The 25,322-nt window shown below is 55.4% G+C and carries 23 protein-coding genes; 3 read left to right on the top strand and 20 right to left on the bottom strand.

The features are described from left to right. Positions 1–505: 505 nt before the first annotated feature. The gene (locus QZX60_RS00425; protein ID WP_295360118.1) at positions 506–1,489 is read right to left on the bottom strand and encodes an IS30 family transposase; all 984 of its coding nucleotides are present in this window, start codon (positions 1,487–1,489) and stop codon (positions 506–508) included. Positions 1,490–1,643: 154 nt separating this feature from the next. Then, positions 1,644–3,416 carry a threonine--tRNA ligase gene (gene thrS / locus QZX60_RS00420; RefSeq protein ID WP_295360115.1) on the bottom strand — a complete coding sequence of 591 codons (1,773 nt, stop codon included), beginning with the start codon at positions 3,414–3,416 and terminating at the stop codon, positions 1,644–1,646. Between the two features lie 520 nt (positions 3,417–3,936). Here thrS and QZX60_RS00415 point away from each other — a divergent pair. Continuing rightward, complete coding sequence (locus tag QZX60_RS00415; RefSeq protein WP_295360112.1) at positions 3,937–5,142, top strand: glycoside hydrolase family 3 protein; 1,206 nt, start codon at positions 3,937–3,939, stop codon at positions 5,140–5,142. Positions 5,143–5,227: 85 nt separating this feature from the next. Here the strand turns inward: QZX60_RS00415 and QZX60_RS00410 are convergent, their stop codons facing one another. The 9 genes from QZX60_RS00410 to allB (QZX60_RS00370) all read right to left on the bottom strand — a co-directional run bounded on the left by QZX60_RS00410 (position 5,228) and on the right by allB (QZX60_RS00370) (position 14,221). Next, the gene (locus QZX60_RS00410; protein ID WP_295360107.1) at positions 5,228–5,911 is read right to left on the bottom strand and encodes a tol-pal system YbgF family protein; all 684 of its coding nucleotides are present in this window, start codon (positions 5,909–5,911) and stop codon (positions 5,228–5,230) included. A gap of 19 nt (positions 5,912–5,930) precedes the next feature. Then, positions 5,931–6,695: a tol-pal system YbgF family protein gene (locus QZX60_RS00405; protein WP_295360105.1), complete on the bottom strand. Its 765-nt coding sequence runs from the start codon at positions 6,693–6,695 to the stop codon at positions 5,931–5,933. A 212-nt stretch (positions 6,696–6,907) separates the two neighbouring features. Then, complete coding sequence (locus QZX60_RS00400) at positions 6,908–7,072, bottom strand: hypothetical protein (protein WP_295360102.1); 165 nt, start codon at positions 7,070–7,072, stop codon at positions 6,908–6,910. 27 nt (positions 7,073–7,099) lie between these two features. Next, positions 7,100–7,243 carry a hypothetical protein gene (locus QZX60_RS00395; RefSeq protein ID WP_295360101.1) on the bottom strand — a complete coding sequence of 48 codons (144 nt, stop codon included), beginning with the start codon at positions 7,241–7,243 and terminating at the stop codon, positions 7,100–7,102. Positions 7,244–7,363: 120 nt separating this feature from the next. Next, positions 7,364–8,329, bottom strand: a complete 966-nt coding sequence (locus tag QZX60_RS00390; protein ID WP_295360099.1) for a Fic family protein — start codon at positions 8,327–8,329, stop codon at positions 7,364–7,366. Positions 8,330–8,548: 219 nt separating this feature from the next. Further along, complete coding sequence (locus QZX60_RS00385) at positions 8,549–9,934, bottom strand: NCS1 family transporter (protein ID WP_295360097.1); 1,386 nt, start codon at positions 9,932–9,934, stop codon at positions 8,549–8,551. A 24-nt stretch (positions 9,935–9,958) separates the two neighbouring features. Further along, a complete protein-coding gene (gene allB, locus QZX60_RS00380; protein ID WP_295360095.1) occupies positions 9,959–11,362 on the bottom strand; it encodes an allantoinase AllB in 1,404 nt (467 codons plus the stop codon). A 40-nt stretch (positions 11,363–11,402) separates the two neighbouring features. Next, complete coding sequence (locus tag QZX60_RS00375) at positions 11,403–12,803, bottom strand: NCS1 family transporter (protein ID WP_295360092.1); 1,401 nt, start codon at positions 12,801–12,803, stop codon at positions 11,403–11,405. 44 nt (positions 12,804–12,847) lie between these two features. Beyond that, entirely contained in the window at positions 12,848–14,221 is a 1,374-nt protein-coding gene (allB, locus tag QZX60_RS00370) for an allantoinase AllB (RefSeq protein WP_295360089.1), read from the bottom strand. 424 nt (positions 14,222–14,645) lie between these two features. On the opposite strand from allB (QZX60_RS00370), the gene QZX60_RS00365 reads away from it, so the two are divergent. Both QZX60_RS00365 and QZX60_RS00360 read left to right on the top strand, forming a co-directional pair. Further along, positions 14,646–15,557: a DUF2877 domain-containing protein gene (locus QZX60_RS00365; protein WP_295360087.1), complete on the top strand. Its 912-nt coding sequence runs from the start codon at positions 14,646–14,648 to the stop codon at positions 15,555–15,557. 70 nt (positions 15,558–15,627) lie between these two features. Beyond that, positions 15,628–16,158 carry a nitroreductase family protein gene (locus tag QZX60_RS00360; protein ID WP_295360084.1) on the top strand — a complete coding sequence of 177 codons (531 nt, stop codon included), beginning with the start codon at positions 15,628–15,630 and terminating at the stop codon, positions 16,156–16,158. 29 nt (positions 16,159–16,187) lie between these two features. On the opposite strand, the gene QZX60_RS00355 is transcribed toward QZX60_RS00360, so the two are convergent. The 9 genes from QZX60_RS00355 to nrdD form a co-directional block, all read right to left on the bottom strand. Beyond that, positions 16,188–16,622, bottom strand: a complete 435-nt coding sequence (locus QZX60_RS00355) for a DUF2442 domain-containing protein (RefSeq protein WP_295360082.1) — start codon at positions 16,620–16,622, stop codon at positions 16,188–16,190. A gap of 9 nt (positions 16,623–16,631) precedes the next feature. Next, positions 16,632–16,889 (bottom strand): DUF4160 domain-containing protein, encoded by a 258-nt coding sequence (locus QZX60_RS00350; RefSeq protein WP_295360079.1) that lies wholly within the window; start codon positions 16,887–16,889, stop codon positions 16,632–16,634. 125 nt (positions 16,890–17,014) lie between these two features. After that, on the bottom strand, positions 17,015–17,962 hold the full coding sequence (locus QZX60_RS00345) for an electron transfer flavoprotein subunit alpha/FixB family protein (RefSeq protein WP_295360077.1): 948 nt from the start codon (positions 17,960–17,962) through the stop codon (positions 17,015–17,017). Continuing rightward, complete coding sequence (locus QZX60_RS00340; protein ID WP_295360074.1) at positions 17,955–18,755, bottom strand: electron transfer flavoprotein subunit beta/FixA family protein; 801 nt, start codon at positions 18,753–18,755, stop codon at positions 17,955–17,957. The genes QZX60_RS00345 and QZX60_RS00340 overlap by 8 nt, the downstream gene beginning before the upstream one ends. A gap of 1 nt (position 18,756) precedes the next feature. After that, complete coding sequence (locus QZX60_RS00335; protein ID WP_295360071.1) at positions 18,757–19,932, bottom strand: FAD-binding oxidoreductase; 1,176 nt, start codon at positions 19,930–19,932, stop codon at positions 18,757–18,759. 27 nt (positions 19,933–19,959) lie between these two features. Continuing rightward, entirely contained in the window at positions 19,960–21,207 is a 1,248-nt protein-coding gene (locus QZX60_RS00330) for a M20 family metallo-hydrolase (protein WP_295360069.1), read from the bottom strand. Between the two features lie 223 nt (positions 21,208–21,430). Beyond that, positions 21,431–22,381, bottom strand: coding sequence for a 2-hydroxyacid dehydrogenase (locus QZX60_RS00325; RefSeq protein ID WP_295360066.1), 951 nt, complete (start codon positions 22,379–22,381; stop codon positions 21,431–21,433). Positions 22,382–22,515: 134 nt separating this feature from the next. Continuing rightward, positions 22,516–23,049: an anaerobic ribonucleoside-triphosphate reductase activating protein gene (gene nrdG, locus QZX60_RS00320; protein ID WP_363174640.1), complete on the bottom strand. Its 534-nt coding sequence runs from the start codon at positions 23,047–23,049 to the stop codon at positions 22,516–22,518. Continuing rightward, the gene (gene nrdD, locus QZX60_RS00315) at positions 23,049–25,223 is read right to left on the bottom strand and encodes an anaerobic ribonucleoside-triphosphate reductase (RefSeq protein ID WP_363174696.1); all 2,175 of its coding nucleotides are present in this window, start codon (positions 25,221–25,223) and stop codon (positions 23,049–23,051) included. The genes nrdG and nrdD overlap by 1 nt, the downstream gene beginning before the upstream one ends. Positions 25,224–25,322 lie beyond the last annotated feature (99 nt).

The following is a 25,322-nucleotide window of genomic DNA, read 5'->3' as shown; positions in this document are numbered from 1 at the left end:
TATGGATAAGTTGCTGACGGACCTCATCAGATTACGCTACTATTATAGCGTATTTCCATCTCAAATAAAAGGCGTTTGGGGTATGATGCTGAAACGCCCATAATACGGGCCTTTCGCGCAAATCCCCGTTCGTTTCTACCTCAAAACCGCGCAAATCCCCGTTTGTTTACTCCCAATTTCTACGCAAATCCCCGTTCGCCGCTGAATGATAAGATATAAGCTGTGTGCTTGGCTTGAGCTCGTGATCCCCTCCCCGCGCGGCAGCGCGGCAGGCCCCGGCGCCAGCCGGGGAGAGAATCTCATCTCCTATGCTATCCTCTCTTCTCTTCTCATATCCTATGTGAATTTCTCGGCCGATTAATTGATTTTCCCGGCCGATTAATTGATTTTCCCAGCCGATTATTTCCTAAAACATATTAATTTTGTCATTTTTTGATTATGTGCAGGGTTCGTACACCCTCTAACTCCGATTATGCGCAGGTGCATATCTTTCTCACTTGAATTGTCAAACTAAATGCAACGAAGTTGAATAATAGACTTCATAAGGTGTCTTGTAACCAAGACATTTGCGTGGACGTTTATTGAGTTCATCAACCTTTGCTTGGATATATGCATCAGGAACATCCGAGATATCCTTTCCATGCGGAAAGTACTCGCGAAGTAGACCGTTGGTGTTTTCGTTTGTACCTCGTTGCCAAGGATGATGCGGCAGTGGAAAATAAAATTTGACCCCCTCCAATGCCTCACTCACTTCTGCATGACGGGCAAACTCCTTGCCTCGATCTGGTGTAATTGAACACAGCGGTTCACCTTTTAAGCGTTCGATCATCACCTGACCGACATTGACGGCATTCTTTCTGTCAGCTTTAGCGCAGATGAGGAAGCGGCTTTTCCGATCAGCTAGCGTAACTAAGCAGGCACAATCACGTTTGCAGACAACTGTGTCTGCCTCCCAATCACCAAGACGCTGACGCTTGTCAGCAGCTTTTGGACGTTCAGATATAGGATTGCTGATCTTAATCTTGCCTCGTCTTTCCACATAATTCTTAGTATGACGTGATTTGCCATGATGCCTGAGCTTACGGACAGCACCGCGATTACCATGTGATTTATGCGGATCATCAAAGGTTCCTGCGTAAATTTCGCGATAGATTGTATTATAACTGACTGTTCGCTTGTGCTCATACTTTAAACGTCCGGCAATCTCTTCAGGGGACCATTGATGTACTAAGAATAAATCGCGTACAAGTGCATAAAGTTTTGGGTCTTCAAGCTTTCGGTAGGGTTTACAGGCTTTTCGCCGCTGCTGATATTTTGCTTCAGCTTCAGCTGGCAAATATTCTTGACTAGAGTTTCTCTTTAACTCTCTTGAAATCGTAGACTTATTTCTGCCAAGCTTTTCAGCGATTTGCGTAATTTTGTACCCCTTGGCTTTAAAAAACATTATGCATTCGCGTTCAAATAGTGTAAGATGTTTATAAGGACTCATGATTTCTCCTTTATGATATTGTCTTTGCAAACATCATTGTAACAGGAGTTTATGAGTCCTTTATTTATTTGTTGCACTTAGATTATAAATTCATCCATTAAAAAAACGCCCGACTTTTCAGTCAGGCGTCATTTATTTATTTATATCGTGAAACTCAGTCCTTGGTTTCGATGAGTTCCAGGCTGTGTTCGTCGATCATCTTCTGGCACATGGCCACGAAGTGATCCAGCGGGATGTCGTTGAGCTGTTTGTTGCCGCGGATGTTGATCGAGACGGTGCCGTCGGCCGCTTCCTTATCGCCGAGGATCAGGATGTAGGGATCCTTGTACTGCTTGAAGCCCTTGATCTTCGTCTTCATGTTGTCGTCGGAGTAATCGGCTTCGACGCGGACACCGGCCCGCTTGAGCACATCGGCGACGTGTTTCGCGTAGGCGTTGTGGGATTCGCGGATCGGCACAATGCCCACCTGGTACGGGCAGAGCCAGAACGGGAAATCCCCCTTGAAGTTTTCGGTGATGATCCCGATGAACCGTTCGAAGGAGCCGAGAATCGCGCGGTGAATGAGGACCGGGCGCTTTTCGGTATCGTCGCCGGCGGCGTACTTCATATTGAAGTTCAGCGGCAGCTGGAAGTCGAGCTGGATCGTCCCCATCTGCCATTCGCGGCCGAGGGCGTCGCGCATCTTCAGGTCGATCTTCGGGCCGTAGAAAGCGCCGTCCCCTTCGTTGATTTCGAAATTCCCTTCGCCGTATTTCTTGACCAGAATGGCCTTGAGGTCGGCTTCCGCCTTGTTCCAGACTTCGATGTCGCCCATGTAGTCGTCGGGGCGGGTCGAGAGCTCTGCCTTGTAGGTCAGGCCCAGCGGGGTGTAGATTTCGCTGGCCACGTCCATGATGTCGAAGATTTCGTCGGCGATCTGGTCTTCGGTGACGAAGATGTGGGCGTCATCCTGGCGGAACATCTGCACCCGGAACAGGCCGTTGAGTTCGCCGGATTTTTCCTTGCGGTGGATGGTGTCGACCTGGGCGTAGCGCAGGGGCAGATCTTTGTAAGAACGTTTCTTCGTCTGATAGACCTTGATGGTGTTCGGGCAGTTCATCGGCTTGAGGGCGTAGGTGTTGGGGTCTTCTTCATCCTTGCCCGGGATGACGAACATGCCGTCCATGTAGTGGTCCCAATGGCCCGAGGTTTCCCAGAGCTTCTTTTTCGAGAGCACCGGCCCGGAGATTTCCTGGTAGCCGTGGGCTTCGTGGACACTGCGCCAGAAATCGAGCAGCGCGTTGAACAGCTTCCAGCCGCGGGGCAGCCAGTAGGGCATGCCCGGCGCCGTTTCGTCGAACATGAAGAGATCCAGCTGGGCGCCGATCTTCTTGTGATCCCGTTCCTTCGCTTCGCGGATCAAGGCCTTGTGCGCCTTGAGGGCCTTCTTGTCCGGGAAGGCGTAGGCGTAGATCCGGGTCAGGTTGTCGCGGTTTTCGTCGCCGCGCCAATAGGCGCCCGATGCGCTTCGGATTTCGAAGGCCGCGCTGAGCAGTTCCTGAGAATTGTCGACGTGAGGCCCGCGGCAGAGATCGACATAATCGTCGCCGGTGTAATACACGGTGATCACTTCGTCGTCGGGCAGGTCTTCGATCAATTCGGTCTTGAATTTCTGATCCTTAAAGATATCGAGGGCTTCGGCCTTGGAGACTTCCTTGCGGGTCCAGGCTTCCTTGCGCTTCAAGATGTCGCGCATCTTGTCTTCGATGGTCTTGAAATCGGCTTCGGTGACGGTCTTTCCTTCCGGCAAGAGGAAATCGTAATAAAAGCCGTCGTCGATCTGGGGCCCGATGGCGTACTGGGTTTCAGGGCCGTAGAGCTCGATCACAGCCTTGGCCATCACGTGAGCCAGGGAATGGCGGTAACAACTTAACACTTTTTCATCCATTTTTGTTTCTCCTTTATTTCGGGCATCGCCGGCGCATAAAAAAATCCCCGACAGATACCAAAGGTATTGTCAGGGACGCTATTTCGCGCGGTTCCACCCTGCTTGTCCGCTCATGCGGACCGCTTCATCACGATGGTAACGGCATCACCGGGCCGGATTAGGGCCTCTCGGAGGTGGTCTTCGGACGGCCTCTGCAGCCGGCTCTCACCGCCCCGGCCTCGCTTTCGCTTCCGCGCGTCTTACTCGTCTCGTCATTGAATTGACTTGATTTTAATCGATTGGCCGGGATTTGTAAAGGGGGCGGATGATTTTTTTTGAGATGAAAACTTTTGCCTTAAATTTTCCGTTAGCGCGGCGGCGAATTTGGTATTTCAATACGCCTGCAGGATTGCCCGCAAGCTGTTAAAGGTGTCCGAAACCGGACCGACCCGGCCGTTCCTGACGTCATCTCCTGCACACAAAACCCCCGGCCTATGCTAAAATAAAAAGAAACGAATTCAAATCAATAAAGGAAAAACCCATGCAAAACAACACCAAACCCCGAAGTCCCCGGCTTCTCGTCCTGATTCTTTTCGCCGCGGCCATCGCGGCCGCCGCCCTTGGGGCTTTTCTCTTCGCCTTCTGCCATTTAACCGAAAAGGCGCCGGTGACATCCCCCAAAAAGGCCGACCTCATCGCCGTCCAGGTGAAACACATGACCACCGAGGAAAAAGTCGGCCAGCTCTTCATCGTCACCCCCGACCAGCTCACCGGCAGCCACGTCACCGCCGCTGACGCCGCCACCCGCGAGGCCATCGCAAAAACCCAGCCCGGCGGCCTGATCTATTTCGACGACAACCTGAAAAACCCGGCCCAGACCCAGGCTTTGCTGAAAGACACCCGGCAAATTTACAACGACCTCGGCCTGCCGGTGCCCTTTCTCGCCGTCGACGAAGAAGGGGGCGAGGTGGCCCGCGTCGCCCATAACCGCGCCTTCGGCGTCCAGAACGTCGGCGATATGCGCGACGTCGGCGCCACTGGCGACCCGGCCAAGGCCACAGCCGTCGGCGACACCCTCGGCACCTATTTGAGCGGCCTCGGCTTCAATCTCGACTTCGCCCCCGACGCCGACGTGCTCACCAACCCGGCCAACAAAATCGTCGCCCGCCGGTCCTTCGGCTCCGACGCCAGCCTCGTGAAACAGATGAGCGCGGCGGAGGCCCGCGCCCTGAGCGCCCACGGCGTGATCCCCTGCCTCAAGCACTTCCCGGGCCACGGCGCCACCACCGGCGACACCCACGCCGGCACCGCTGCCACGGACAAGACCCTCGACCAGCTGATGCAGGCCGAGCTCGTCCCCTTTAATGACGTGAATGCCTACGCGCCGATGATCATGGCCGGCCACATCGCCACGCCGAGCATCACCGGCGACGACACCCCGGCCTGCCTCTCGAAAAAAATGGTCACCGACGTCCTGCGGGGCAGGCTGAACTACAAGGGCGTCGTCACCACCGACTCGCTGCAGATGGGCGCCGTCACCCAGACCACCGACTCCGGACAGGCCGCCGTGGCTGCCCTCCAAGCCGGCTGCGACCTGCTCCTGATGCCCAAGGACTTCCCCGCCGCCCGCTCCGCCGTGCTCACCGCCGTCCAGAACGGCACCCTCAGCGAAAAACGGCTCAACGCCTCGGTCACCCGGATTTTGAAATGCAAGGCCAAACTGAACAAAACCGCCGGACTGAAATGAATCAGTCTGGCGGTTTTTGCGTTTGGACTTGGTCGATTGAAATAAACGGAATAACATTAGGCATGACAGAGTTTATCATTTGTCTTTATTTTTTGCCCTTTACGAAATACGACACCACGACATTATCTGAATCGTCTCTCCCCCAATAAACTTTAAACTCTTTATTACTGTACTTGCCTTTCTCGGTTAATACCATCTTATTATGTAAATCTGGCAGGCCAAGGTACTTATTAACCTTATCTATAGTTTCCCATGGTTCAGGAGCATCTTCCTCATAGACAAAGGAGTCTTCGCTTATTATTAAAAAAGAATAATCCTCATCGACGGCTCCATATCCTTTACAGAAATGTTCATTAGCATATTTTAATTTATATTGAGGTGAATTTAAATATAAGTGTCTTCCGATAATTCCAATCGATATCAACACTATTATTGTCCAAAACCACCATTGTTTATAAATGGGTTTTTTCTTATTATTCCTCGAATGATGTTTATTATTAACGTCTATTTTACTTTTTTTCTTTTCTTTCTGCTGATTAGTATCTAAATCTGGCTGTTTATTAACTTGATCATCAATCACACTACTTTCAGAAAATTTAAAATTATCAATCGGCATATTTAATTGATTGATACAATTTTGTGCATATTGAGCATATTTTGTATCTGGTATACGGTCAACAATCGCTTGATAAAATTTAATTGCTTTATCGAACTGACCGGACTCTTCAAGTTCTCTTGCTTTAATTAAAACATCTTTTACTGTATGCATTGGACCTTCTCTTAGTAACCTACCCTATATATGTATAAGTGACAACTAATGTGCCTGAATAATAAAACCATTCAACTTGAAAATAATTATTATTAAGAGTACGATCGCCATCTAATTCAGTCGTTTCTCCCATTTCATCTCCTACACTGTCGCTAAAACCGAGAAATTTATTAATTTCTAAAACAGTATTAAATTTCTCTTCAAGTGAGCTTCCATTTACATATATCCTAAGTTCTGTGTTATCTTCAGACAACTCTGCCCAATATTCTCCATTGCAATAATCATTGTATGCATACATTAATCCATCAGATGGATCAACAATTTCTGTGTCTTCGTCATCATCCAATTCATCTTCTGAATCATCATATTCACTTTCACTGTATGAAGATGATGTATTCGTTTTTTTAGGAGGATTTTTAACATAAAGGAAAGCAAAAACTGCAAATATTATTAATATAAATATCACCCAAAACCACCATTTACTTGTTATGGTGGTGGACTGTTTTTTCTTTTTTGGCTTTTCTACTAAATCACTACCCTTATCATTATCCTTTTCTTTATCATTATTATTAATTTTTTTACTTTTATCTGTATCTTCAATATCTTCATCTAGATCTAAATCAATTGAGATATTTAATTGATCGATACAATTTTGTGCATATTTTGCATATTTTGTATTTGGCATGCGATCAACAACAGCCTGATAAAATTTGATTGCTTTATCAAACTGACCGGACTGTTCATATTCTTTCGCCCTAATTAATACATCTTTTACCGTATGCATTGAACCCTCTCTTAACAATATTTTATATATTTAGTATACTATAATTAAGAAAAGTATTCAATAATATTACAAATAAAGTAATTACTTAAATGTTATTAATTAACTTTAATAAAACCGCCAAACTGAAGTAAATCAGTCTGGCGGTTTTGGTGTTTAAACTTGATCGCAGCTTGGTCGCTAACTTGATCGGTCAAAAGCGACTAAGTTAATTTTTATTTTTTCGAAACAGGTTTTGAAGGTGCTTTTAATGACGCATCGCCGAGTACCTCGTTCATCAAATCATCAAAAGAACGGTAGCGTTGATAGCGCTCTGGATGCTTTTTCATCGCCACATATTCGGCCAGCGCCGCGCGCGTTACAGCGTTTGGTTTATTCATGCGCTTCACTCCTCTATCACTTTACATTTAAAGCATTTCTCGCAACGCGTCAAAGGTCTCAGATACAGGCTTGACGCAGCCATTCTTCACGTCATTTTCCGCTTCTGTCAGGATTTCCAGTAATTCGGTAAGCGCTTCTCTATTTTCTTTATCTAGCTTATTCACCTGCATCACCTGCTTTCCACGCTTTTTTTAAGTATTGTCATTATACCACGAAATCATCATCCTTTAAACTTGGTCGCAGCTTGATCGCAGCTTGGTCGCTAACTTAGTCGGTCAAAGCGACTAAGCTTAAGATTTGCGATATTTTTGTTTCGGACTGCGGGGCTTGTCTGGAATCGTCATCTCGATATACCCGCCCGACAAAGCCGGCTGAATGTAATGCTTCCGGAAGGTCGGCCGGTGGGACAAACCGAGTCTTGCCATCAGCTCTGCCGCCGACAAGGTGTCGCCGTTCAAGGCCTCAAGCAGCTTGGCCACGTTTGGCGGAACCTGCTGCCCGCTGTCAGCGGCTGCGCTGCCCACAACCTCCGTCTCAGCCAACGTATCGAGGATGATCTCGAGCATCAGCTCGACGAAGGGGCTGCTATCCCCCTTTTTGTCGGATGCCCCGAGGGCGTCGTAATACGCCTCTTGACGCGAGCGGATCAGCTCCTCTATCGGCAGCCAGTAAAACAACTCGTGCCACGCGCCGAGGAGCATACTGTGCCACATGCGGCCGATCCGGCCGTTGCCGTCGGCAAAGGGGTGGATGAATTCGAACTCATAATGAAAAATCGCACTTTTAATCAGCGGGTGCATTTCGGAGCGCTGAACCCAGTCGAACAAATCCTGAATTTCCCCCGGCATCAGGTACGCCGGTGGGGCCATATGCACCACCACATCCCCGTCAAAAATGCCGACACCTCCGGAGCGGAACCGGCCATTTTCCGGGATCAGCCCCTGCATCATCAGGCGGTGCGCCTTCAGCAGATCCTCAACCGAATACGGATTGAAAGTGCGCATCATGTCGTAGGTTTGATAGGCGTTCTGCACTTCCTTGATTTCGTTGGGATTGCCGAGAATCCGCTTGCCGTCGATGATCGCGGTCACCTGCTCAATTGACAGAGAATTGTGTTCAATCGCCAGAGACGAATGAATGGTTCGGATTCGGTTTTCTTTCCGTAAATGTGGGTTCAGATTCCCCTGAGAAAGCACCTTGATCCGTCCGATCTGCTCACTGATCGCGGCGACCAGATTGGTAATTTTGTCTGTCATCTGAAACGGCGGCTTGTACACCTGCATCACCTGCTTTCCACGCTTTATTTTTTAGGTATTGCTTGTCATTATACCACGAAATCATTATCCTTTGAACTTGATCGCAGCTTGGTCGCTAACTTGGTCGGTCAAAGCGACTAAGCTTTAAAAAAACGCCCGGCATCTGCCGAGCGTTTCGCAATCAATGGTTTTAATTTATCCTTAGGTAATGGCTTATGATTATTCGGTGTCGACCCGTTCGAGGCTCGTCCCTTTGCGGAAGGCCTTGCACGACGGCATCTTCTTCATGCAGAAGTAGTAGATCAGGCCCGTGGGCACCGTCGCCGTCAGGAAGGACAGGTTGACGTTGAGCAAGCCGATGACCGCGCCGACGGCCGTGGCGATGATCGCCGCCCAGTTGATGCCGGCGCGGCTGCTGTTTTCTGCGTAGAGATCACTGAGCTGATCGTCGGTGAAGTGGCGCTTGTGCAGGATGTAGTAATCCACGATCAAAACCGCGAAAATCGGGCTGAAGAACGCCGTGTAAATCTTGACGAAGACGTCGAGCCCGGCGGCCGAAGCGTCGTTGGTCAGAATCCACGGGCAGGTGCACACCGCGAGGATCCCGACGAGGATGACGGCGGTCTTGTGCTTCATGTGGAAGGCGTCCATGAAGGCGTAGGCCGGCGGCACCACGTTGGAGGCCAGGTTGGTCGTCATCTGCGCGAAGAGGATGAAAGCCAGGACCACCACCTTGATGAACACGTTGTCCACCATCGTCCCGAAGGCGTTGATCGGGTTGGCGATGCCCGTCGCGGTGGAGGCCATCGCACCGATGATCCCGAGGAGGACCGTCGCCGGCACCATCGCGATCAGGTAGGACGCGCCGCGCTTCGGCGCCGAATACCCGCGTCTGAGCTCCCTGGAATAGTCCCCGGCGTTGAGCATGACCGTCGTGGAATTGCCGAAGAAGGCGATGCACGCCGCGATGAACGGAATGCCCCAAGTCGGCTTGAGGGTGCCGAGGTTGTTGTGAATCACCCCGCCGTACTTGGACACGCAGATGTAGAGCAGGTAGAACATCGCCGCGACGATGACGACGCCGCCGACGTTTTCGACCCATTTAATCCCCTGGAAGCCCTTGATCGACAATAAGATCTGGATCGCCTGGAAGACGAAGAAGAACAGCCAGACGTTGTTGTAGTGGAACAGCGCGATGGAAATCTGGTTGATCGCGCTGCCGCCGAGCCAGGTCTGAAAGCCGTACCAGACGATGGCGGGCAGGCCCCGGATCATGACCGGGATGACGCTGCCCTTGGTGCCGTAGGCGCTCTTGAGCTGCACCGCGTAGGGGGCGCCGGTCTTGTAGCTGAAGGTGTCATTTAGGCAGATGCCGACGATGAGCACCAGCGAGCCGATCAGCACTGCGAGGAAAATCTGCATCAGGTTCAAACCCTTGTCCAGCTGGGCCGAGCCCATGGTGAGGGTCCCGATGGAGATGCAGCCGCCGAGCCAGAGCATCGTGTACGAGCCCCAGCCCATGCTGCGCTCTTCGTCCTTTAAGGGTTTGAGCGAGGCGTTTTCCTTAACTTCCGCCTCGGCGTTTGGTGTGTTGTCTTTTGCCATTTGTGAAATACTCCTTTACACTGCTTATTTCAGGGGTTTGATAAATTCGCCGCTGCCTTTGGCGTCTTCAATATAGCGGCCGTCTTCGGCGACGAGGTTCCCGCGGATGAAGGTCTTCACCGGGGCGCCCTTGCCGCTTAAGCCGTCGAAGCAGGAGACGTGGCCCTTGGTGTAGAGCTTGTCCTGTTCGCAGGTCCACGGTTTTTCCGGGTCGAGGATGACGATGTCCGCGTCGAAGCCGATTTCGAAGCCGCCCTTGCGTCCCCAGAAGCTGAAGATCTTCGCCGGGTTATAATCCATGACTTTCGCGATGAGGGTCGGCGAGAGCTTCTTCTGGTGCACCGTCATGTCGAACATCATCGGCAGGAAATACTGGATCGAATTGAGCCCGCCCCAGGCCTGCCAGATGTCCTTGGTGGCGTTGTCCTTTTCTTCGTCCGCGGCCGGCGAGTGGTCGCTGCCGACGCAGGAGAGGGTCCCGTCGAGGACGTAATCCCAGAGGCCGTCCACCGCGTCCTGGGTGCGCAGCGGCGGGGTGCATTTGGCCGGGCCGCCCTTTTCGAAGACGAAATCTTCGGTGAAGCCGAGGTAGTGGGGGCAGGTTTCCGCCGTGACCTTTAGACCTTCGTGCTGGGCGTCCTTGACCACCTGGGCCACCATCGGGTGGGACACGTGGCAGATGTGGACGCGGGCGCCGGTAGCCCGGGCCATGTCGATGACGTTCTTCGTCGCGACGTATTCGGTCCAGACGTCGTGGGCGTCGAGGAAGTCGCGGATCTTCTGTTCGCGGGTCTGATTCGTCTTGGCCTTGGCTTCCTTTTCCCGTTCCAGCACCTGGCCGTATTCTTCGCAGTGGAAGCCGCAGAGGGCGCCGGTGGGCTTTAAGATTTCCAGAGCTTTTCTGATGTTGCCGAGGTTGACCGTCGGGAAGAGCGGGCCGTTGGGGCAGGTGAACCCCTTGAAGGCCGCGACGCCGCAGGCTTCGAGATCGAGGAGGTCGGCCATGTTGTTCTTCACCGAGTCGGGCTTGTCGTCGAAATCCCCGACCAGGCCCCCCCAAAGGCCGTAGTCCACGTAGGAATGGCGGGAAATCTTGCTCATCTTCAGATCGAAAATTTCCTTGTTCATCAAGGACGGGTCGTTGTTCAGCGGCATGTCGATGAGGGTGGTGCACCCTGCGGCGACTGCGGCTCTGGAGCCGGTTTCGAAATCTTCCCGGTATTCGAAGCCCGGTTCGTTCAAGTGGGCGTGGCAGTCGATGATCCCCGGATAGACGAGGTTGCCTTTGGCATCGACCGTTTCTTTCGCTTCGACGTCCGTTCCCGGGGCGAAGAAGCCTGCGAATTTGCCGTCCTTGACCGCGATGACCGCGTCGAAGATCCGGTCCGGCGTGACGAGCTTGCCGTTTGTAATCAATAAATCGTACATGTTACACTCCTTACTCTCCAAGTGATTTTCCGTTAATATTTTATGCCGCTTCTTCGGCGGAAGCGGCGTCTTCTGCCGTGTCGAAAATGGTGCCTTTGCGGAAGCGGTCGATCCCGGCGAAATGCCCGTAGCGCATCAAGAGGTAGTAGACGACGCCAGTGGGAACCAGCGAAATGTACCAGGACAAATCCATCACCAGGCAGGACACCGCCGAGCCGACGATGATGGCGATGACCGCCGCCCAGTTGATCCCCTTAAAGGGCGAGTGCTTTTTGTCGTAGAGGTCGTTGACGTCCAGGCGCTGCTTGCGCAGGATGTAGTAATCCACCACCATGACCGCGAAAATCGGCCCGAGGAAGGCGGAGTAGAACCGGGTGAACAGCGACAGCCCCGCGGCGGACTGGGCCGTGACCAGGCGCCACGGCATGACGACCACTGACAGCGCGCCGACGATGATCGTCGCCCACGACCATTTCATATTGAAGGATTCCACGAGGACGTAGGCCGGCGGGACAATGTTGTTGAGGACGTTGGTCGTCACCTGAGCGAAGGCGATGAAGGCGAGGGTCAAAATGGTGAGGACCTTGGAATTCATCGTCGTCGAGAAGACCACCACCGGGTCGGAGTTGCCCGTCGCAGCGGTGACCAACAGGCCGATTAACCCCATGAACAGCGTCACCGGCAAAATCGCCACGGCGTAAATGCTGCCCGTCGCGGCCGCGCCCGTCTTTTTCTTCAGGTTGCGGCTGTAGTCCGAGGCGTTGACGATCATCGTCGCGTAAATCCCGAGGAAGGAAGTCGTCGCCGCCCAGAAGGGCATGCCCCAGGTGCCTTTGATGCCGCTGAAGGCGTTGCCGATCTGCCCCGCGAACTTGGTATTCACGACGTAAAGCATGTAAATCAAAATCCCGATAATAAACACACAAGACACGTTTTCGAGCCATTTGATTTCCTTGAAGCCCTTGATAGCCAGGGCGACCTGAAGGATGGTGAACAGCGCGAAAACGATCGGCATGTTGCTGAAGCCGAAGAGGATCTTCAGGCAGGAATTGATGGCCCCGGCGCCGACCCAGCTCTGGAAACCGAACCAGACGATGGCCGGAATCCCACGCATGAAACCCGGAATCTTAAGCCCGGCGAAGCCGAAGCTCGACCGCGCCTGAACCGTGAACGGCACGCCGTACTTGTGGCCGCAGTTGCCGATTAAAACCAGCGCGACGGCGATGACCGCGCAGCCGATGCACATGGCGATGATGGCCTGGGCGATGGTCAGCGCGCCGATGAGGCTCGCCCCCATGGAAAACGTCCCGATAGAGACGCAGCCGCCCATGAAGCTCGCCCCGTAGGACAGCGGGTCCATGATCCGCTCGTCGGTCGGCAGCAGATCGGCGTTGACGCTTTTCGCCAGCTCTGGATTCAAAGTCTTGTTTTCTTTCAGCATGATGAATGATTCCCTTTCTATTCGGATGCTTATAAATTAAATGCCTATTTAATGCGCTTGATGAGCTCGCCGGCGCCTTGTTCGCCGACAACCTTGCCGTCTTCCGCCATGACCATGCCGCGCACCACGGTGCACACCGGCAGGCCCTTGCCCTTCATGCCCACAAAGGCCGAAATCTTGTTGACGTAGAGCAGATCTTCCGCCTTGACTTCCCATTCCTTATCCGGATCGATGATCACGAAATCGGCGTCGAAGCCCGGACGGATGTCGCCCTTTCTGCCGTAGATGCCGAAGGCCTTGGCCGGATTCTTCGCCATCGCCGTCGCGAGGACGCTCGGCGAGATGCCCCGCTTGACAACCCCTTCGGAGAACGCCGCCTGGACACAGCTCTGGATGCCGCTGATGCCGCCCCAGACGTCAAAGACGTTTTCGATCTTCTGGCCGAGGATTTCCTTGTACTTTTCGTCTGGCGCGCAGGGCGAGTGGTCCGAGGCGATGCCGGAGAAGGTGCCGTCGACGACGTAGCCCCAGAGGCGTTCCACCTCTTCCCGGCTTCTCAGCGGCGGCGCGCATTTGAACAGCTCGCCGTTGTCGATGGTGTCCTGGCCGGTGAAGCTCAAATAATGGGCGCAGGTTTCCGCCGTGATGTCGTAGCCGGCCTGCTGCGCTTCCTTGATCTTCTGGGCGACGTCAGGGCTGGACACGTGGCAGATGTGGGCCTTGCAGCCCGTCGCCTTCGCGATTTCGATGACCGCGTCCGTCGCGACCATTTCCGCGGCGACAGTTCTGGAATCGAGGAAGCCCTGCCAATCGAGGCGGCCTTCCCGTTTCATCTTCGCTTCCCCTTCTTTGATCATCGAGAAATCTTCGCAGTGGAAGCCGGCGCGGCCGCCGAATTTTTTGATGATGTTCATCGCTTCGTAAACCTGCCCGTAGTTGAGAGGCTTGTAGTCCGGCGACACCGGCCCGATGAAAGATTTGAAGGCGACGCAGCCCTTGTCGTCCAGATCGGCCAAGTCGCCGAAATTGTCAGGGATCAGCCCGCCCCAGAAGCAGTAATCTGAATAAGCTTCCTGGGAAACCTTCGCTTCTTTAATGTCGAAGAGTTCGCCGGTGGTCATCGCCGGTTCGTTCTGCAGAGGCATGTCGATAACCGTCGTGTACCCGCCGAGCACCGCCGCGGCCGTCCCGTGGGCGTAATCTTCGCGCCATTCGTAGCCCGGGTCGTTCAAATGGGCGTGGGTGTCGATGGCCCCCGGGAAAACGTATTTGCCGCCGGCGTCGATGACTTTTTCCGCTTCGACGTCGACCCCCGGCGCCAGCACTGCCGCGATCTTGCCGTCCTTCACGGCGATGCCGCCGTCCTGCACCATTTCCGGTGTGACTAGTTTGCCGTTTTTAATAAATAAATCGTACATTGTGCTCCTCCTGATTTTAAACTCCCTGTACGTTTAGCCTGATTAACCGCTTTTCACTTGATAATTTCTAAAATGTATTTCTTTTCAATTATCCGTTTAAAAAAGGGCGCCAAAAGTAAAACCTTCTGACGCCCTTGCCTTTTCAGTATTCCATATTGTATACACACACTATAACGGACATTGGGCAGCTTGTCAATAACTGCCGGCCAGAATCTTTTGAAATTAAAATATTTTTGAAGTTTCTGAAAAGTATTCAACCATTTTTTAATTTTCTAAATCTATTGTAAACGCATACCCGTAGAAATGCAAGAATTTTTTCTTAAAACTGCATAAATTATGCTAAAATCTAAAGAATCAGGTTATAACACCCTTTTCATGATATGATAAAAAAAAAAGCCTATAAAAATAATCAAACGAGGATGCCATGAAATACAAATTGTTATCCACCACCGACTACACCGAGCCCTGGCTCAACGCCAAGCACCCGCAGACCGGCACCGTCCACTCCGTGTATGACGGCGCGATCAACCTGATGGTTCACGGGCAGCTCATTGCGCTGCAGCCTGCGGACTCGCCCGTCTCGCCGCTGACTGTCCGCTGCGATTTTCCCCTCTCGGACCTCGCAGCCGCTCAAGGGGACGCCGTCACCGTCGGCCGCGGCGCGATCCAACTTAAAAACGCCGTCCTCGCTGTGACAGGCGACACCGCGGTTGAACAGACCCGTCTGATGACGGAGGCCGACACCGACCGGGACGCCTACCGGATAAAGGGCATGAAAATGGGGCTAGGACTCGCCAAGACCTACGCCGACCGCGCCGACGCGATTCTCGATCATTGCGGTGATATCACCGCGGGCTTTCGTCCGCTCTTTTCCGACGCGCCGAAAAGTGACGGCGATCTCTTTACTGCCGCTGTGAACGAAACGCTTGCAAAAGCCAAGGCGGCCTTTCTCGCCTTAGACGGCGCGGGCTTTGCCGCTGCCCTTTGTCAGCTTGCCGGTCTTGGGCCGGGGCTGACCCCCAGCGGCGACGATTTCCTCTGCGGGGTATTTGCCGCTTTCCGCGCCGTCGGCGCCTGGTATCACCCGGTGGTGCCCTACCTGTTGAGCGAGCTGACTCACCTGGAGGAGCGAACCCATCCGCTGTCCGCCGCCTTTATCAACTGCGCCGCCGAAGGGTACGTCTCGAAAATTATTTTAAATTTTTTCGCCAGCGATCAATCTGTTTTTAACGCCGCCGAAATGGCCGAAAAATTCAAGGAAATTGGGCATTCCTCCGGGATCGACTCCTTGTGTGGCATAACATTCGTATTAAAATTCTTGTGTCAGCCATCTTGAAAATCGAAAACAAATGGCCTAAACTTAAAATAACAACGGAAAATATTAAAAAGCGAAAGGAATGAACAGTATGAACGATTTACTCAAATGCATGAGCGCCCGCCGTTCGATGCGCACCTACGCGGACCGCGACATCGCTGACGCCGATCTCGACGCGATTCTCAAGGCCGGCCGCCTCGGCCCGTCCGGCAAGGGCATCTACCCCTACGATTTCATCGTCATCCGCGACCCGGAAACCATTCAGAAGCTCGTCGGCTGCCGCAAGGGCGGCGCAAAGATGCTGACCACCGCGAAGGCCGCCATCGCCGTCCTCGGCGACGAAAACCGCTCGGACACCTGGATCGAAGACGACGCCGTCGCAATGACCCAGATGCACCTGATGGCCTCTTACCTCGGCCTCGGCTCCTGCTGGCTGCAGATCCGCCTGCGCCCGTCGGACGTGGAAGGCAAGTCCGCTGAAGACTACGCCCGCGACGTCCTCGGCTTTCCGGTGAATAACCGCCTCGAAGCGATCCTCGCCCTCGGCCCGATCGACGAAGCGCCGGAAGGCCACGATCCCGACGCCCTGGACGACGGGGTGATCCATTCTGAAAAATGGTAAAGAAAAAAGCATCTGCTTTGAGCAGATGCTTATTTTTTTGGCGCGCCGTATTCACGCGTCATCGCTTTTCGCGAGATGACCCATTGCTTGCCAAATTTGCAGGCGTCGACGCCGTTAATCAACTTACCGTAGGAGATCGCTTTGCGCAGGGTGCTTTCGTTGAGGCCCCAAAGCTGCGTCGCGTCGGTAAACGCGATCAGATTATCAAAGGGGGTTTCAATCCTTTTGCCGTTTTCGAACAATTCATCACAGGAGAGATCCAGCGCGTCGTTCCAAATCACGCCGTATCCGCCGACATCGACTTTCACCTGGCTGAATAGCGGCTTCGATTTCTTGAGCGCTTCAAAGGCCGGCCATTTGTCAAACAACGGCTTGACATCGTAAATTTTCGTCACGCCCTCAGCAAACTGAACGCTCAGTTCGTAATCCGCCAGCGCATTCACAGCTTTAATTTTGTGAAACATATACTCACCTCACTTCTTAAGTGGTGCAATTTTCTTAAATTCCTGCGTTTCCCAGACGGCGAGCAGCTCGTCTTGATGCAGATGAACCCATTCCCTCACCAGTGCTAATGCCTTTTTCGGCAAATTGCCGTCTAGTACTTCTCCCGTTTTAATTTCGATTTCTGCCGACATATCGCCAATCTGCGCGTGCACGTGCGGCGGATTGTGCTCCGACTGCTGATAATACATGCGCATGGTAATGCCGTAAAATCTCGCTAACGTTGGCATGGTCAACTCCTTATCGTTTGCTGTATTTTATCACGTTTTCGTGATAATTTCAAGTTGTTTCGCCACGCCCCCATAAAAAAACGCTGAGCCATCTGGCCCAGCATTTTTTATTTGCCTGAAATATTTTAATCCTGCGCGTTCATCGCGATGAGCAGCTCGCCCATATCCGCGCAGATGAACACATCGGCAAAGCCGCGGATCGGCGCGTTGGGGTCGTTGTTGACAGCGATGATTTTGCCGTCACCCTTGATCCCTTCGGTGAACTGGATCGCTCCGGACACCCCGAAAATGATGCACAGCTTCGGCTGGATGACGGTGCCGGATTCGCCGATCTGGTCGTCGAAGGGGATGAAGCCCTGGTCGGCCACCGGGCGGCTCCCGGCCAGTGCCGCGCCGATTTTGTCGGCGTAGGCCTTGACGGCTTCGAACTGGCCGCTTTCAATCGCGCCCTTGCCGGCGACGACCACCACGTCCGCCCCGGTGAGGTGGCTGCTTTCGGGCAGGGGTTCGGTGCCTGTGCAGGTGATCGCCGACGCACCGTCATAAGTGCGCAGTTCCGGCGTTAAGACCGCGCCGTCCGGCGGGACCGGCGCCGTGCCGTTGTTTTTCATCGTCATGTAGGCCGGAGTGCCTTTCACTTCGCAGGCCACCATAACCTGAGCCCCAAAGGACGGCTTGATCTGGCGGATGCTGCCGCCTTCAAAGCGCAATTGGGTGCAGTCGGAGGTCATGCCGCCCCCGGTGATCACCGCTGCCCGGGACAAAATCGCCTGGCCCGCCGGTTCCGCTTCAGCGACCACGACGTCAATGCCGTCCGCCTGAACGGCTTCCGCCGCCGCCTGGCCCAAGGCGTCCGTCTGATAGAAGGCGAGGCCCGGGGTGTTCACGATGACGAGCTTGTCCACGCCGGTAAAGGCCACGTCCTTCGCCAGACCTGCGTCTGCGCCGTCGCCGAACACGTACAGGGATACCGGCTGTTCTGCCGCCGCTTGCACGCCGTCATTTACGAGCTGGGCGATCCGGTCTGAAAGCTTCCCGTCTTTCAGCCAAGTGAATACCGCTGTCTTAGGCATGTTTGCCACCTCCTATTGCTTGTTGGATTTCATCGACCGTATCGGCAAAGTCTCTGGCCTTTTCGTCGACACTGCCGATGAATTCGAGACCCTGTTTCTGTGCCGTCACATTCACCGTATCGGTCACGATGGATTTCGCGCCGGCCTGACCGAGGGTATCCGGATCGAGGCCGAGATCCGCCGCGCTTACGGTGTCGAATTCCCGCTGATTCGCCGCGACCTGATGGCGCAGGGTCGGCAGTTCCGGCGTGTTCGCGCCGAAAGGCACAGAGGCCAGCGCCGGCAGCGCCGTTTTTAAGGTGTACAAAGTATTGCCGTCTTTTTTCTTGAGGACCACTGTTTTCCCGTCTGTTTCGGCTTCCACAGCATTTGTGACGTCGGGCACGCCGAGCATTTGAGCGAGCATCGGGCCGACCTGTCCGGTGGCGCCGTCGTTAGAGGCGCTGCCCATCAGGACGACGTCGTAGGGGCCGTACTGAGTCAGGGCCGCCGCCAGCACCTTCGCCGTGCCGAGGGTGTCGCTGCCGGCAAAGGCCTTGTCATTTAAGAGGTAGGCGTGATCCGCGCCCAGGGCGAGCACGACCTTCAGCGCGCGGACCGCGTCCGCCGGTCCCATCGTGAACACGTCGAGGGTGTCGCCGTCTTTCTTCAGGCGCCGGGCCATTTCCACGGCGTATCGGTCGCTCGGATTGATTTCGCCGGCGCCGCTGCCCCGGAGCAGCGCGTGAATCGCCGGGTCAACCTGGACTTTGCTGTCCACCGGCACGTATTTGACACAAATCGCTATTTTCATATCATTCCCCTTTGTCTTTCAGTAATCTGGAGAACGCCCACTCTTCGAGCAGCAGCGTCGATTCTCCCCGCATGATGTACTTCGCCAGGTCGCGGCTCACCGCCGGCGCTTCGATGACGCCGTTGCCGCCGTAGCCCGTCGCGAGCAGGTAATTTTTCACCGGCGTATCCCCGACGATCGGCAGGAAATCCCGGGTTTCCGCCCGGTAGGACAGCCACGAGGAGTTCAGCCCCGCGTCGGTCAGCCCCGGCACGTTCTTTTCGAACTGGTGGAACAGGAAATCGATGAAATAATCGTCGGTGCCTTCCCGTTCAGGCAGCCGGTCCGGATCCCACTGGCCCGCGTGCATCGGGTCGTCGAGGTTCATCGACAGGTGGGATTTGCAGATGAAGATGTTGTTGCCGGCGCGCAGCGCGTAAAAGGCCGGGAATTTCAAAATCGGGAAAACGTAGTCCAGATGCTTTTCCGGCGGCACGACGAAGAAGGCTTCGGCCTTGGTGTGCCAGATCGGCACGTCGAGCCCGGCCATTTCCCCGGTGAAGCGGCTCCACGGTCCGGTGCAGTCGACGACGACGTCGAAGTCGTAGCGGTCGCCGTCAGCGGTCTTGACGCCCTTGGCGGTGCCGTTTTCGATGACGATTTCCGTGACATCCGCCCCGCGGAGGATGGTCGCGCCGTTCGCTTCCATCTTCTGGGCAAAGGTGTTGGAGATCATCGTCCCGTCGAAATAGCCGTCGTCCGCGGTGTAGCCCGCCCCGAGGATCGTGTCCGTGTTGAGCATCGGCAGAATCTGTTTGATCCGGGCCTTGTCAGTGATGTATTCCCCGGTGTAGCCGGCGGATTCGGCCAGGGCGATCCCGGCCTTGATCCGGGCCACTTCCTTTTCAGAGGTCGCGCAGACGAGGGTGCCGGTCTTGTCGAAGCCGGCCGAGCCCTTGCGTTCCCGTTCCATTTCCAAATAGGTTTCGAAGCCGTAGAGACGGACGTCCCAGTAGCGGTTGTTCAGGGAATCGTCGAACAGGCAGACCGTCCCGGCGGATTTCGCCGTGGTGCCGCAGCCGATACGCCCCTTTTCAAACAGCGTCACGTCCGCATCGTCGTAAAGGCTCAGGTTGAAGCCCAGGGCCGTTCCCGAAATCCCCCCTCCGATAATGCCAATGCGTTTTTTCTTGCTCATCGCTATACTCCTGGTTTTGGTAAGAATTTATTCATCCGCGATCTTGGCCAGAGCCTCGGCGAGCACCGCCGTCCCCTTGACCAGATCGTCGTCGTCAATGTTTTCCGCGCGGTCGTGGCTGATCCCTTTTTCACACGGGATGAAAACCATCGCCGCCGGCGCCAGATCCCCGAGCATCAGGCTGTCGTGATAGGGCCCGCTGATCAAATCCATGTGGGGAATGTCGAGGGCGTCGGCCTGATCCCGAAGCACCGCGCTCAAATGGGCATCGCAGCGCAGCGGCGCGTCGTTGTTCAGCGGCGTCAGCGTCCCGTCCACGCCCCGCCGTTCGGCGATCGCGCGCATGCCGGCCCGCAGATTTTCGACGAGCTCGTCCTTGTCCTCGGCGCTGACCGAGCGGATATCGACGGTAAACTCGGCCTTCCCCGGGATGACGTTGGCCGCCCCCGGCATCAGCGTGATTTCGCCGATAGTCCCGGTGATGTAGTCACTGGTCGAGGTGTTGGCCAGCTCTTCGAGGAGGAGCGCCATTTCCGCCGCCGCCATGTAGGCGTCCCGGCGGTCGGTCATGCTTGTGCCCCCAGCGTGGGACTGGACGCCGTCGACCTCGCAGATCATATTGGTCGGCGCGCAGATGCCGGTGACGATCCCGACCGGCACCCCGGCTTGTTCCAGCTTGTCGTTCTGCTCGATGTGCAGCTCGAGACTCGCGTGAATCGGCGCCTTGTGGGGGAAGGTCTGATCGAAATCCTCCGGCGCGTAGCCTAAACTTTTAAGGGCGTCGTATAGGCTTGTCCCCGACGGGTCCGCGTGATTTTTCAGATCCGCGAGGGAGAGGCGGCCCGAAAGCCCGCGGCTGCCGATACAGCACACGCCGAACCGGCTCATTTCCTCGCCGGCGTAGACGTTGACCGAGATCGTCCGCTTCGGGCGCACCCCGGCGCGGCGCATCGCCGCGACCGCCTCGAGTCCGGCGAACACCCCGGCCAGCCCGTCGTACTTGCCGCCGTTAGGCACCGTGTCGATGTGAGAGCCCGTCCACACCGGCGCCGCGTTCGGGTCCGTCCCCGGGTATTCCCCGAAGATGTTGCCGAGACAGTCCTCCCGGACCGTCAGCCCGAGCTTTTGCATCTCGCCGATCACGTAGCGGCGCGCGTCCTCAAATTCGGGGGTGTACACCCCGCGGGTGATCCCTTCGCCGGGCGTCGCGTTGAACGCGGCAATGCCGTCGAGCCAGTCTCTCAGCTCGTCCCGGCGTATCTGTTCCGCTGTCATTCTGCCACCTCCTGCGTAAATTTTTAATTATAAAATTGGTAATGTTATCAGTCTACATTAAATTTTAAGTGAAGTCTAGCCTAAAATGCGATGTACTCCGCAAAATACACGCTTTATACGTTTTCTAAAAAATAAAAATCCGGTCATTTGCTCGACAAAACAAAAAAAGCAGCGCGGCTGTTCTGCTGCGCTGCAGTGCTCAATATGAAATTGAATTGAAAACTTAGAGCATCACGCGGATCGGATTGCCGTCGATCCAAGCGGTGATGTTTTCGAAGACCATGTCCGCGCGGCGGTCGATGGATTCCTTCGTGTCGAAGCCGACGTGAGGCGTGCAGACCAGGTTCGGGCAGCCGAGCAGCGGGTGGTCTGCCGGCAATGGCGGATCCTTTTCGTACACATCGATACCGGCGTAGATCTTCTTCGCCTTCAGCGCTTCGGCCAGCGCATCGGTGTCGACGACCGGGCCTCTAGCGGTGTTGATCAAAATCGCGCCGGGCTTCATTTCGCCGATCTGCTTGGCGCCGATCAGTCCCTTGGTGTCCGGGGTCAGCGGGGTGTGCACCGAGACGATGTCCGCTTCGGCCATGACGTCGTCCAAGGATTTGTATTCGAGGCCGAGGGCCTTCGCGGCGTCGCGTTCGCTGCGGCTGTAGCCGATCAGATTGCAGTGGAAGGCCTTGAAGATTTCGGCGGTGCGGATGCCGATGGCGCCGGTGCCGACGATGCCGACGGTGCGGCCCGCCAGTTCAAAGCCCTGGAGACCAGCCTTGCCTTTGCCCGCCTGAACGGCCACGTTGCACGCGGTGATGTTGCGCAGGCAGTCGAGGGTCAGGCCGACCGCCAATTCGGCGACGGCGTCGTTGCAGTAGCCGCCGGTGTTGGAAATGCGGATGCCGCGGCGCTTGCAGGCTTCGACGTCCACGTGGTCGATGCCGACAAAGGCGACGGAAATCATCTTCAGATTCGGGTCGGAATCGATGACCGCGCCCGGCAGCGGGTGATTCGCGATGATCACGACGTCCGCGCCGTCGATGCGTTCGATCTGTTCCGCTTCGTCCTTAGCCAAAGTGTCGTAGCTGACAAATTCGTGGCCCTGGGCCGTCATGGAATCGCCGAGTGCTTTCAGCTTATCGGCGCTGATACCCAAGGGTTCAAGCAATACAATTTTCATACCAGATATACCTCCTCGTTTGGAAACAGACTGGCTATTTCCCAATATCAATTTCCATTATAGCACAATCCCCGCGATTTCCATTGAGATGACAAAAATCTCACCCAAATTTTTACGAGGCCTCTAAAAAGCCGCTAATGCGAGAGGCGCGACATCGACACGGTGCCCGGGTCCCAGAGGACAATTTTGCCGGCGGCCCGAGTCTTGTTCAAATCGATGAGCCGCTGGTTGGCGGACCCGCGGTAGAGCAGCGTCACGTCCTTCTGATCCTGCACGAACTCCCCGTCGACGAGGACGTCGAGCAATGCGAGCATTTCAGACGCGTCCTGTTCGAGCGCCTCGTAGGTGTAGCCCGAGTAGCACCAGATCGACAGCTTCGGGTAGCGGGCGCGGATCTGCTTCACGAAGGGCAGGAGCGCCGCCCGGTTGGCCGGCTCCATCGGCTCCCCGCCGAGGAGGGTCACCCCCGAGTAATAGGGCGCGGCGATCTGATCCAGCAGCCGGTTCTGCACATCTTCAGAAAAGACTTTGCCGTAATCGAAATCCTGGGCGACCTCGTTGAAGCACCCCGGGCAGTGGTGGGTGCAGCCCGAGACGAAGAGCGAGAGGCGCACACCCGGCCCGTTGGCGATGTCGTGGGCGTGGACGTCGGCGTAATGCATGACCATCAGAGGTGGAGCACCCGTTCGGCGATTTCCTGGGTGCGGCCCTGGTTAAAGCCCGTGGCGCCGCCGAGGTAGCCGCAGACCCGGCGCACCACCGACATCTTGTCTAAATCGCGGTTGCCGCAGTTCGGGCATTCCCAGACGAGCTTGCCGGCGTCGTCCTCGACCACCTTGATTTCGCCGTCGTAGCCGCAGACCTCGCAGTAATCGCTCTTGGTGTTCAGCTCCGCGTACATGATGTGGTCGTAAATGTGGCGCATCACGGCCAGCACCGCCGGGATATTTTCCTGCATATTGGGCACCTCGACGTAGGAGATCGCGCCCCCCGGCGAAAGCTTCTGGAAGTCTGATTCAAAGCTCAGCTTCGTGAAGGCGTCGATGGGCTCGGTGACGTGGACGTGGTAGGAATTCGTGATGTAATTCTTGTCCGTCACGCCGGGGATGATCCCGAAGCGCTTCTGCAGGCATTTCGCGAATTTATAGGTCGTGGATTCCATCGGCGTCCCGTAGACCGAGTAGGCGATGTTTTCCGCCGCCCGCCATTCGGCACACTTGTCGTTGAGCCGCTGCATCACGGCCAGCGCGAAGGGCTCTGCTTCCGGATCGGTGTGGGATTTGCCCGTCATGTACTGGCACATTTCGTAAAGCCCCGCGTAACCGAGGGAGATGGTGCTGTAGCCGCCGAAGAGCAGCTTGTCGATGGTTTCGCCGGGCTTCAGTCTGGCCAGCGCCCCGTGCTGCCAGAGAATCGGCGCCACGTCCGAGGGCGTGCCGAGGAGGCGTTCGTGACGGCAGCGCAGCGCCCGGTGGCAGAGCTCGAGGCGTTCGTCGAGGATCTGCCAGAACTTGTCTTCGTCCCCGCCGGAGGAGCAGGCCACGTCGACGAGGTTGATCGTCACGACGCCCTGGTTGAACCGGCCGTAGAACTTGTGGCTGCCGTCGGGATTGGTGATCGTCGGTTCGTCGGTCAAGAAGGAGCGGCACCCCATGCAGGTGTAGACGTTGCCGTTTTTAAGCTGTTTCATCACCTTGGCCGAGATGTAGTCCGGCACCATGCGCTTCGCGGTGCACCGCGCCGACAGATCGGTCAAATAGTAGTAGGGCGTGCCCGGTTCGATGTTGTCTTCGTCGAGGACGTAGATCAGCTTCGGGAAGGTGGTGGTCACCCAGACGCCCTGGGCGTTCTTCGTGCCCTGGATGCGCTGGTTGAGCACCTCTTCGATGCACAGCGCCAAGTCGTCCCGGGGCTGGCCTTCCGGCGCTTCGTCCAAATACATGAACATCGTCACAAAAGGCGCCTGACCGTTGCAGGTCATCAGCGTGATCAGCTGGTACTGAATCGTCTGGATCCCGCTTTTGATTTCCTTCTTGAGGCGGCGTTCCGCAATCTGGTTGACCTGCTCGTCGCTGGCGGCGATGCCCGCCGATTCGAGGTCGGCCCGGGTGCGGGCTCTCAGGCTCTGGCGGCTGACGTCGACGAATTTCGACACGTGATAGAGCGAAAAGCTCTGGCCGCCGTACTGATTCGAGGCGACCTGGGCGACGATCTGGGTCGTGATGTTGCAGGCCGTGTAAAAGCTGTGGGGCTTGTCGATCTTCGTGCCGGAAATGACGGTCCCGTTCTGGAGCATGTCGTCCAGGTTGATCAAATCGCAGTTGTGCTCGCGCATCGCGAAATAATCGGCGTCGTGGAAGTGGATGATCCCTTCCTCGTGGGCCTTCACGATGTCCTCCGGCAAAAAGAGGCGGCGCGTCAGGTCGCGGCTGACTTCCCCGGCGATGTAGTCCCGCTGGGTCGAGTTAATCGTCGGGTTCTTGTTGGCGTTTTCCTGCTTGACCAGCTCGTTGTTCCGGTTGATCAGCGAGAGGATTTTGCGGTCCGTCGTGTTGGAGCGGCGCAGAGCCGTGCGCTTGTCGCGGTAGTGCATGTAGGCCTGGGCCACCTCGTAGCCGCGCATTTCCATGATGCCGGTTTCGACGAGGTCCTGAATGTCCTCAACGTTGGCGGCGTGGGTGTACTGACGCAGCTGCTTTTCCACGTTGTCGGCCACCGCCTCGATCTGGCTCGGGTTGAGCCGGCGGATCGGGTCCACCTCGACGTTCGCCTTGGACACGGCGTTCACGATTTTGCTCCTGTCGTAGCGCACCTCTTCGCCGCTGCGCTTGATGATGTTCATCACCTGCATCTCTTCACCCATATTGCCCTCCTTATGTGATCTCTCATGCTTGTGTAATCATTTATTTTTAAATTAGTATTCAGGGTTCAAAAACTCCAG

It is taken from the genome of uncultured Pseudoramibacter sp., from assembly GCF_903789625.1.
In the GTDB taxonomy this organism is placed as follows: Bacteria; Bacillota; Clostridia; order Eubacteriales; family Eubacteriaceae; genus Pseudoramibacter; species Pseudoramibacter fermentans.
This window is presented reverse-complemented; position numbering and strand designations above follow the sequence as displayed.

Excerpts from the sequence above, each read along its gene's own strand:
- QZX60_RS00340 (WP_295360074.1), bottom strand. The coding sequence starts at position 18,755 with ATGAAAATAGCGATTTGTGTCAAATACGTGCCGGTGGACAGCAAAGTC.
- QZX60_RS00335 (WP_295360071.1), bottom strand. The coding sequence starts at position 19,932 with ATGAGCAAGAAAAAACGCATTGGCATTATCGGAGGGGGGATTTCGGGA.
- allB (WP_295360089.1), bottom strand. The coding sequence starts at position 14,221 with ATGTACGATTTATTTATTAAAAACGGCAAACTAGTCACACCGGAAATG.
- QZX60_RS00325 (WP_295360066.1), bottom strand. The coding sequence starts at position 22,381 with ATGAAAATTGTATTGCTTGAACCCTTGGGTATCAGCGCCGATAAGCTG.
- nrdG (WP_363174640.1), bottom strand. The coding sequence starts at position 23,049 with ATGGTCATGCATTACGCCGACGTCCACGCCCACGACATCGCCAACGGG.
- QZX60_RS00395 (WP_295360101.1), bottom strand. The coding sequence starts at position 7,243 with ATGCAGGTGAATAAGCTAGATAAAGAAAATAGAGAAGCGCTTACCGAA.
- allB (WP_295360095.1), bottom strand. The coding sequence starts at position 11,362 with ATGTACGATTTATTGATTACAAACGGCAAGCTCGTCACGCCGGACCGG.
- QZX60_RS00345 (WP_295360077.1), bottom strand. The coding sequence starts at position 17,962 with ATGCCTAAGACAGCGGTATTCACTTGGCTGAAAGACGGGAAGCTTTCA.
- QZX60_RS00350 (WP_295360079.1), bottom strand. The coding sequence starts at position 16,889 with ATGCCAACGTTAGCGAGATTTTACGGCATTACCATGCGCATGTATTAT.
- QZX60_RS00390 (WP_295360099.1), bottom strand. The coding sequence starts at position 8,329 with ATGACAGACAAAATTACCAATCTGGTCGCCGCGATCAGTGAGCAGATC.
- QZX60_RS00355 (WP_295360082.1), bottom strand. The coding sequence starts at position 16,622 with ATGTTTCACAAAATTAAAGCTGTGAATGCGCTGGCGGATTACGAACTG.
- thrS (WP_295360115.1), bottom strand. The coding sequence starts at position 3,416 with ATGGATGAAAAAGTGTTAAGTTGTTACCGCCATTCCCTGGCTCACGTG.
- QZX60_RS00365 (WP_295360087.1), top strand. The coding sequence starts at position 14,646 with ATGAAATACAAATTGTTATCCACCACCGACTACACCGAGCCCTGGCTC.
- QZX60_RS00415 (WP_295360112.1), top strand. The coding sequence starts at position 3,937 with ATGCAAAACAACACCAAACCCCGAAGTCCCCGGCTTCTCGTCCTGATT.
- nrdD (WP_363174696.1), bottom strand. The coding sequence starts at position 25,223 with ATGAACATCATCAAGCGCAGCGGCGAAGAGGTGCGCTACGACAGGAGC.
- QZX60_RS00425 (WP_295360118.1), bottom strand. The coding sequence starts at position 1,489 with ATGAGTCCTTATAAACATCTTACACTATTTGAACGCGAATGCATAATG.
- QZX60_RS00375 (WP_295360092.1), bottom strand. The coding sequence starts at position 12,803 with ATGCTGAAAGAAAACAAGACTTTGAATCCAGAGCTGGCGAAAAGCGTC.
- QZX60_RS00360 (WP_295360084.1), top strand. The coding sequence starts at position 15,628 with ATGAACGATTTACTCAAATGCATGAGCGCCCGCCGTTCGATGCGCACC.
- QZX60_RS00330 (WP_295360069.1), bottom strand. The coding sequence starts at position 21,207 with ATGACAGCGGAACAGATACGCCGGGACGAGCTGAGAGACTGGCTCGAC.
- QZX60_RS00410 (WP_295360107.1), bottom strand. The coding sequence starts at position 5,911 with ATGCATACAGTAAAAGATGTTTTAATTAAAGCAAGAGAACTTGAAGAG.
- QZX60_RS00405 (WP_295360105.1), bottom strand. The coding sequence starts at position 6,695 with ATGCATACGGTAAAAGATGTATTAATTAGGGCGAAAGAATATGAACAG.
- QZX60_RS00385 (WP_295360097.1), bottom strand. The coding sequence starts at position 9,934 with ATGGCAAAAGACAACACACCAAACGCCGAGGCGGAAGTTAAGGAAAAC.
- QZX60_RS00400 (WP_295360102.1), bottom strand. The coding sequence starts at position 7,072 with ATGAATAAACCAAACGCTGTAACGCGCGCGGCGCTGGCCGAATATGTG.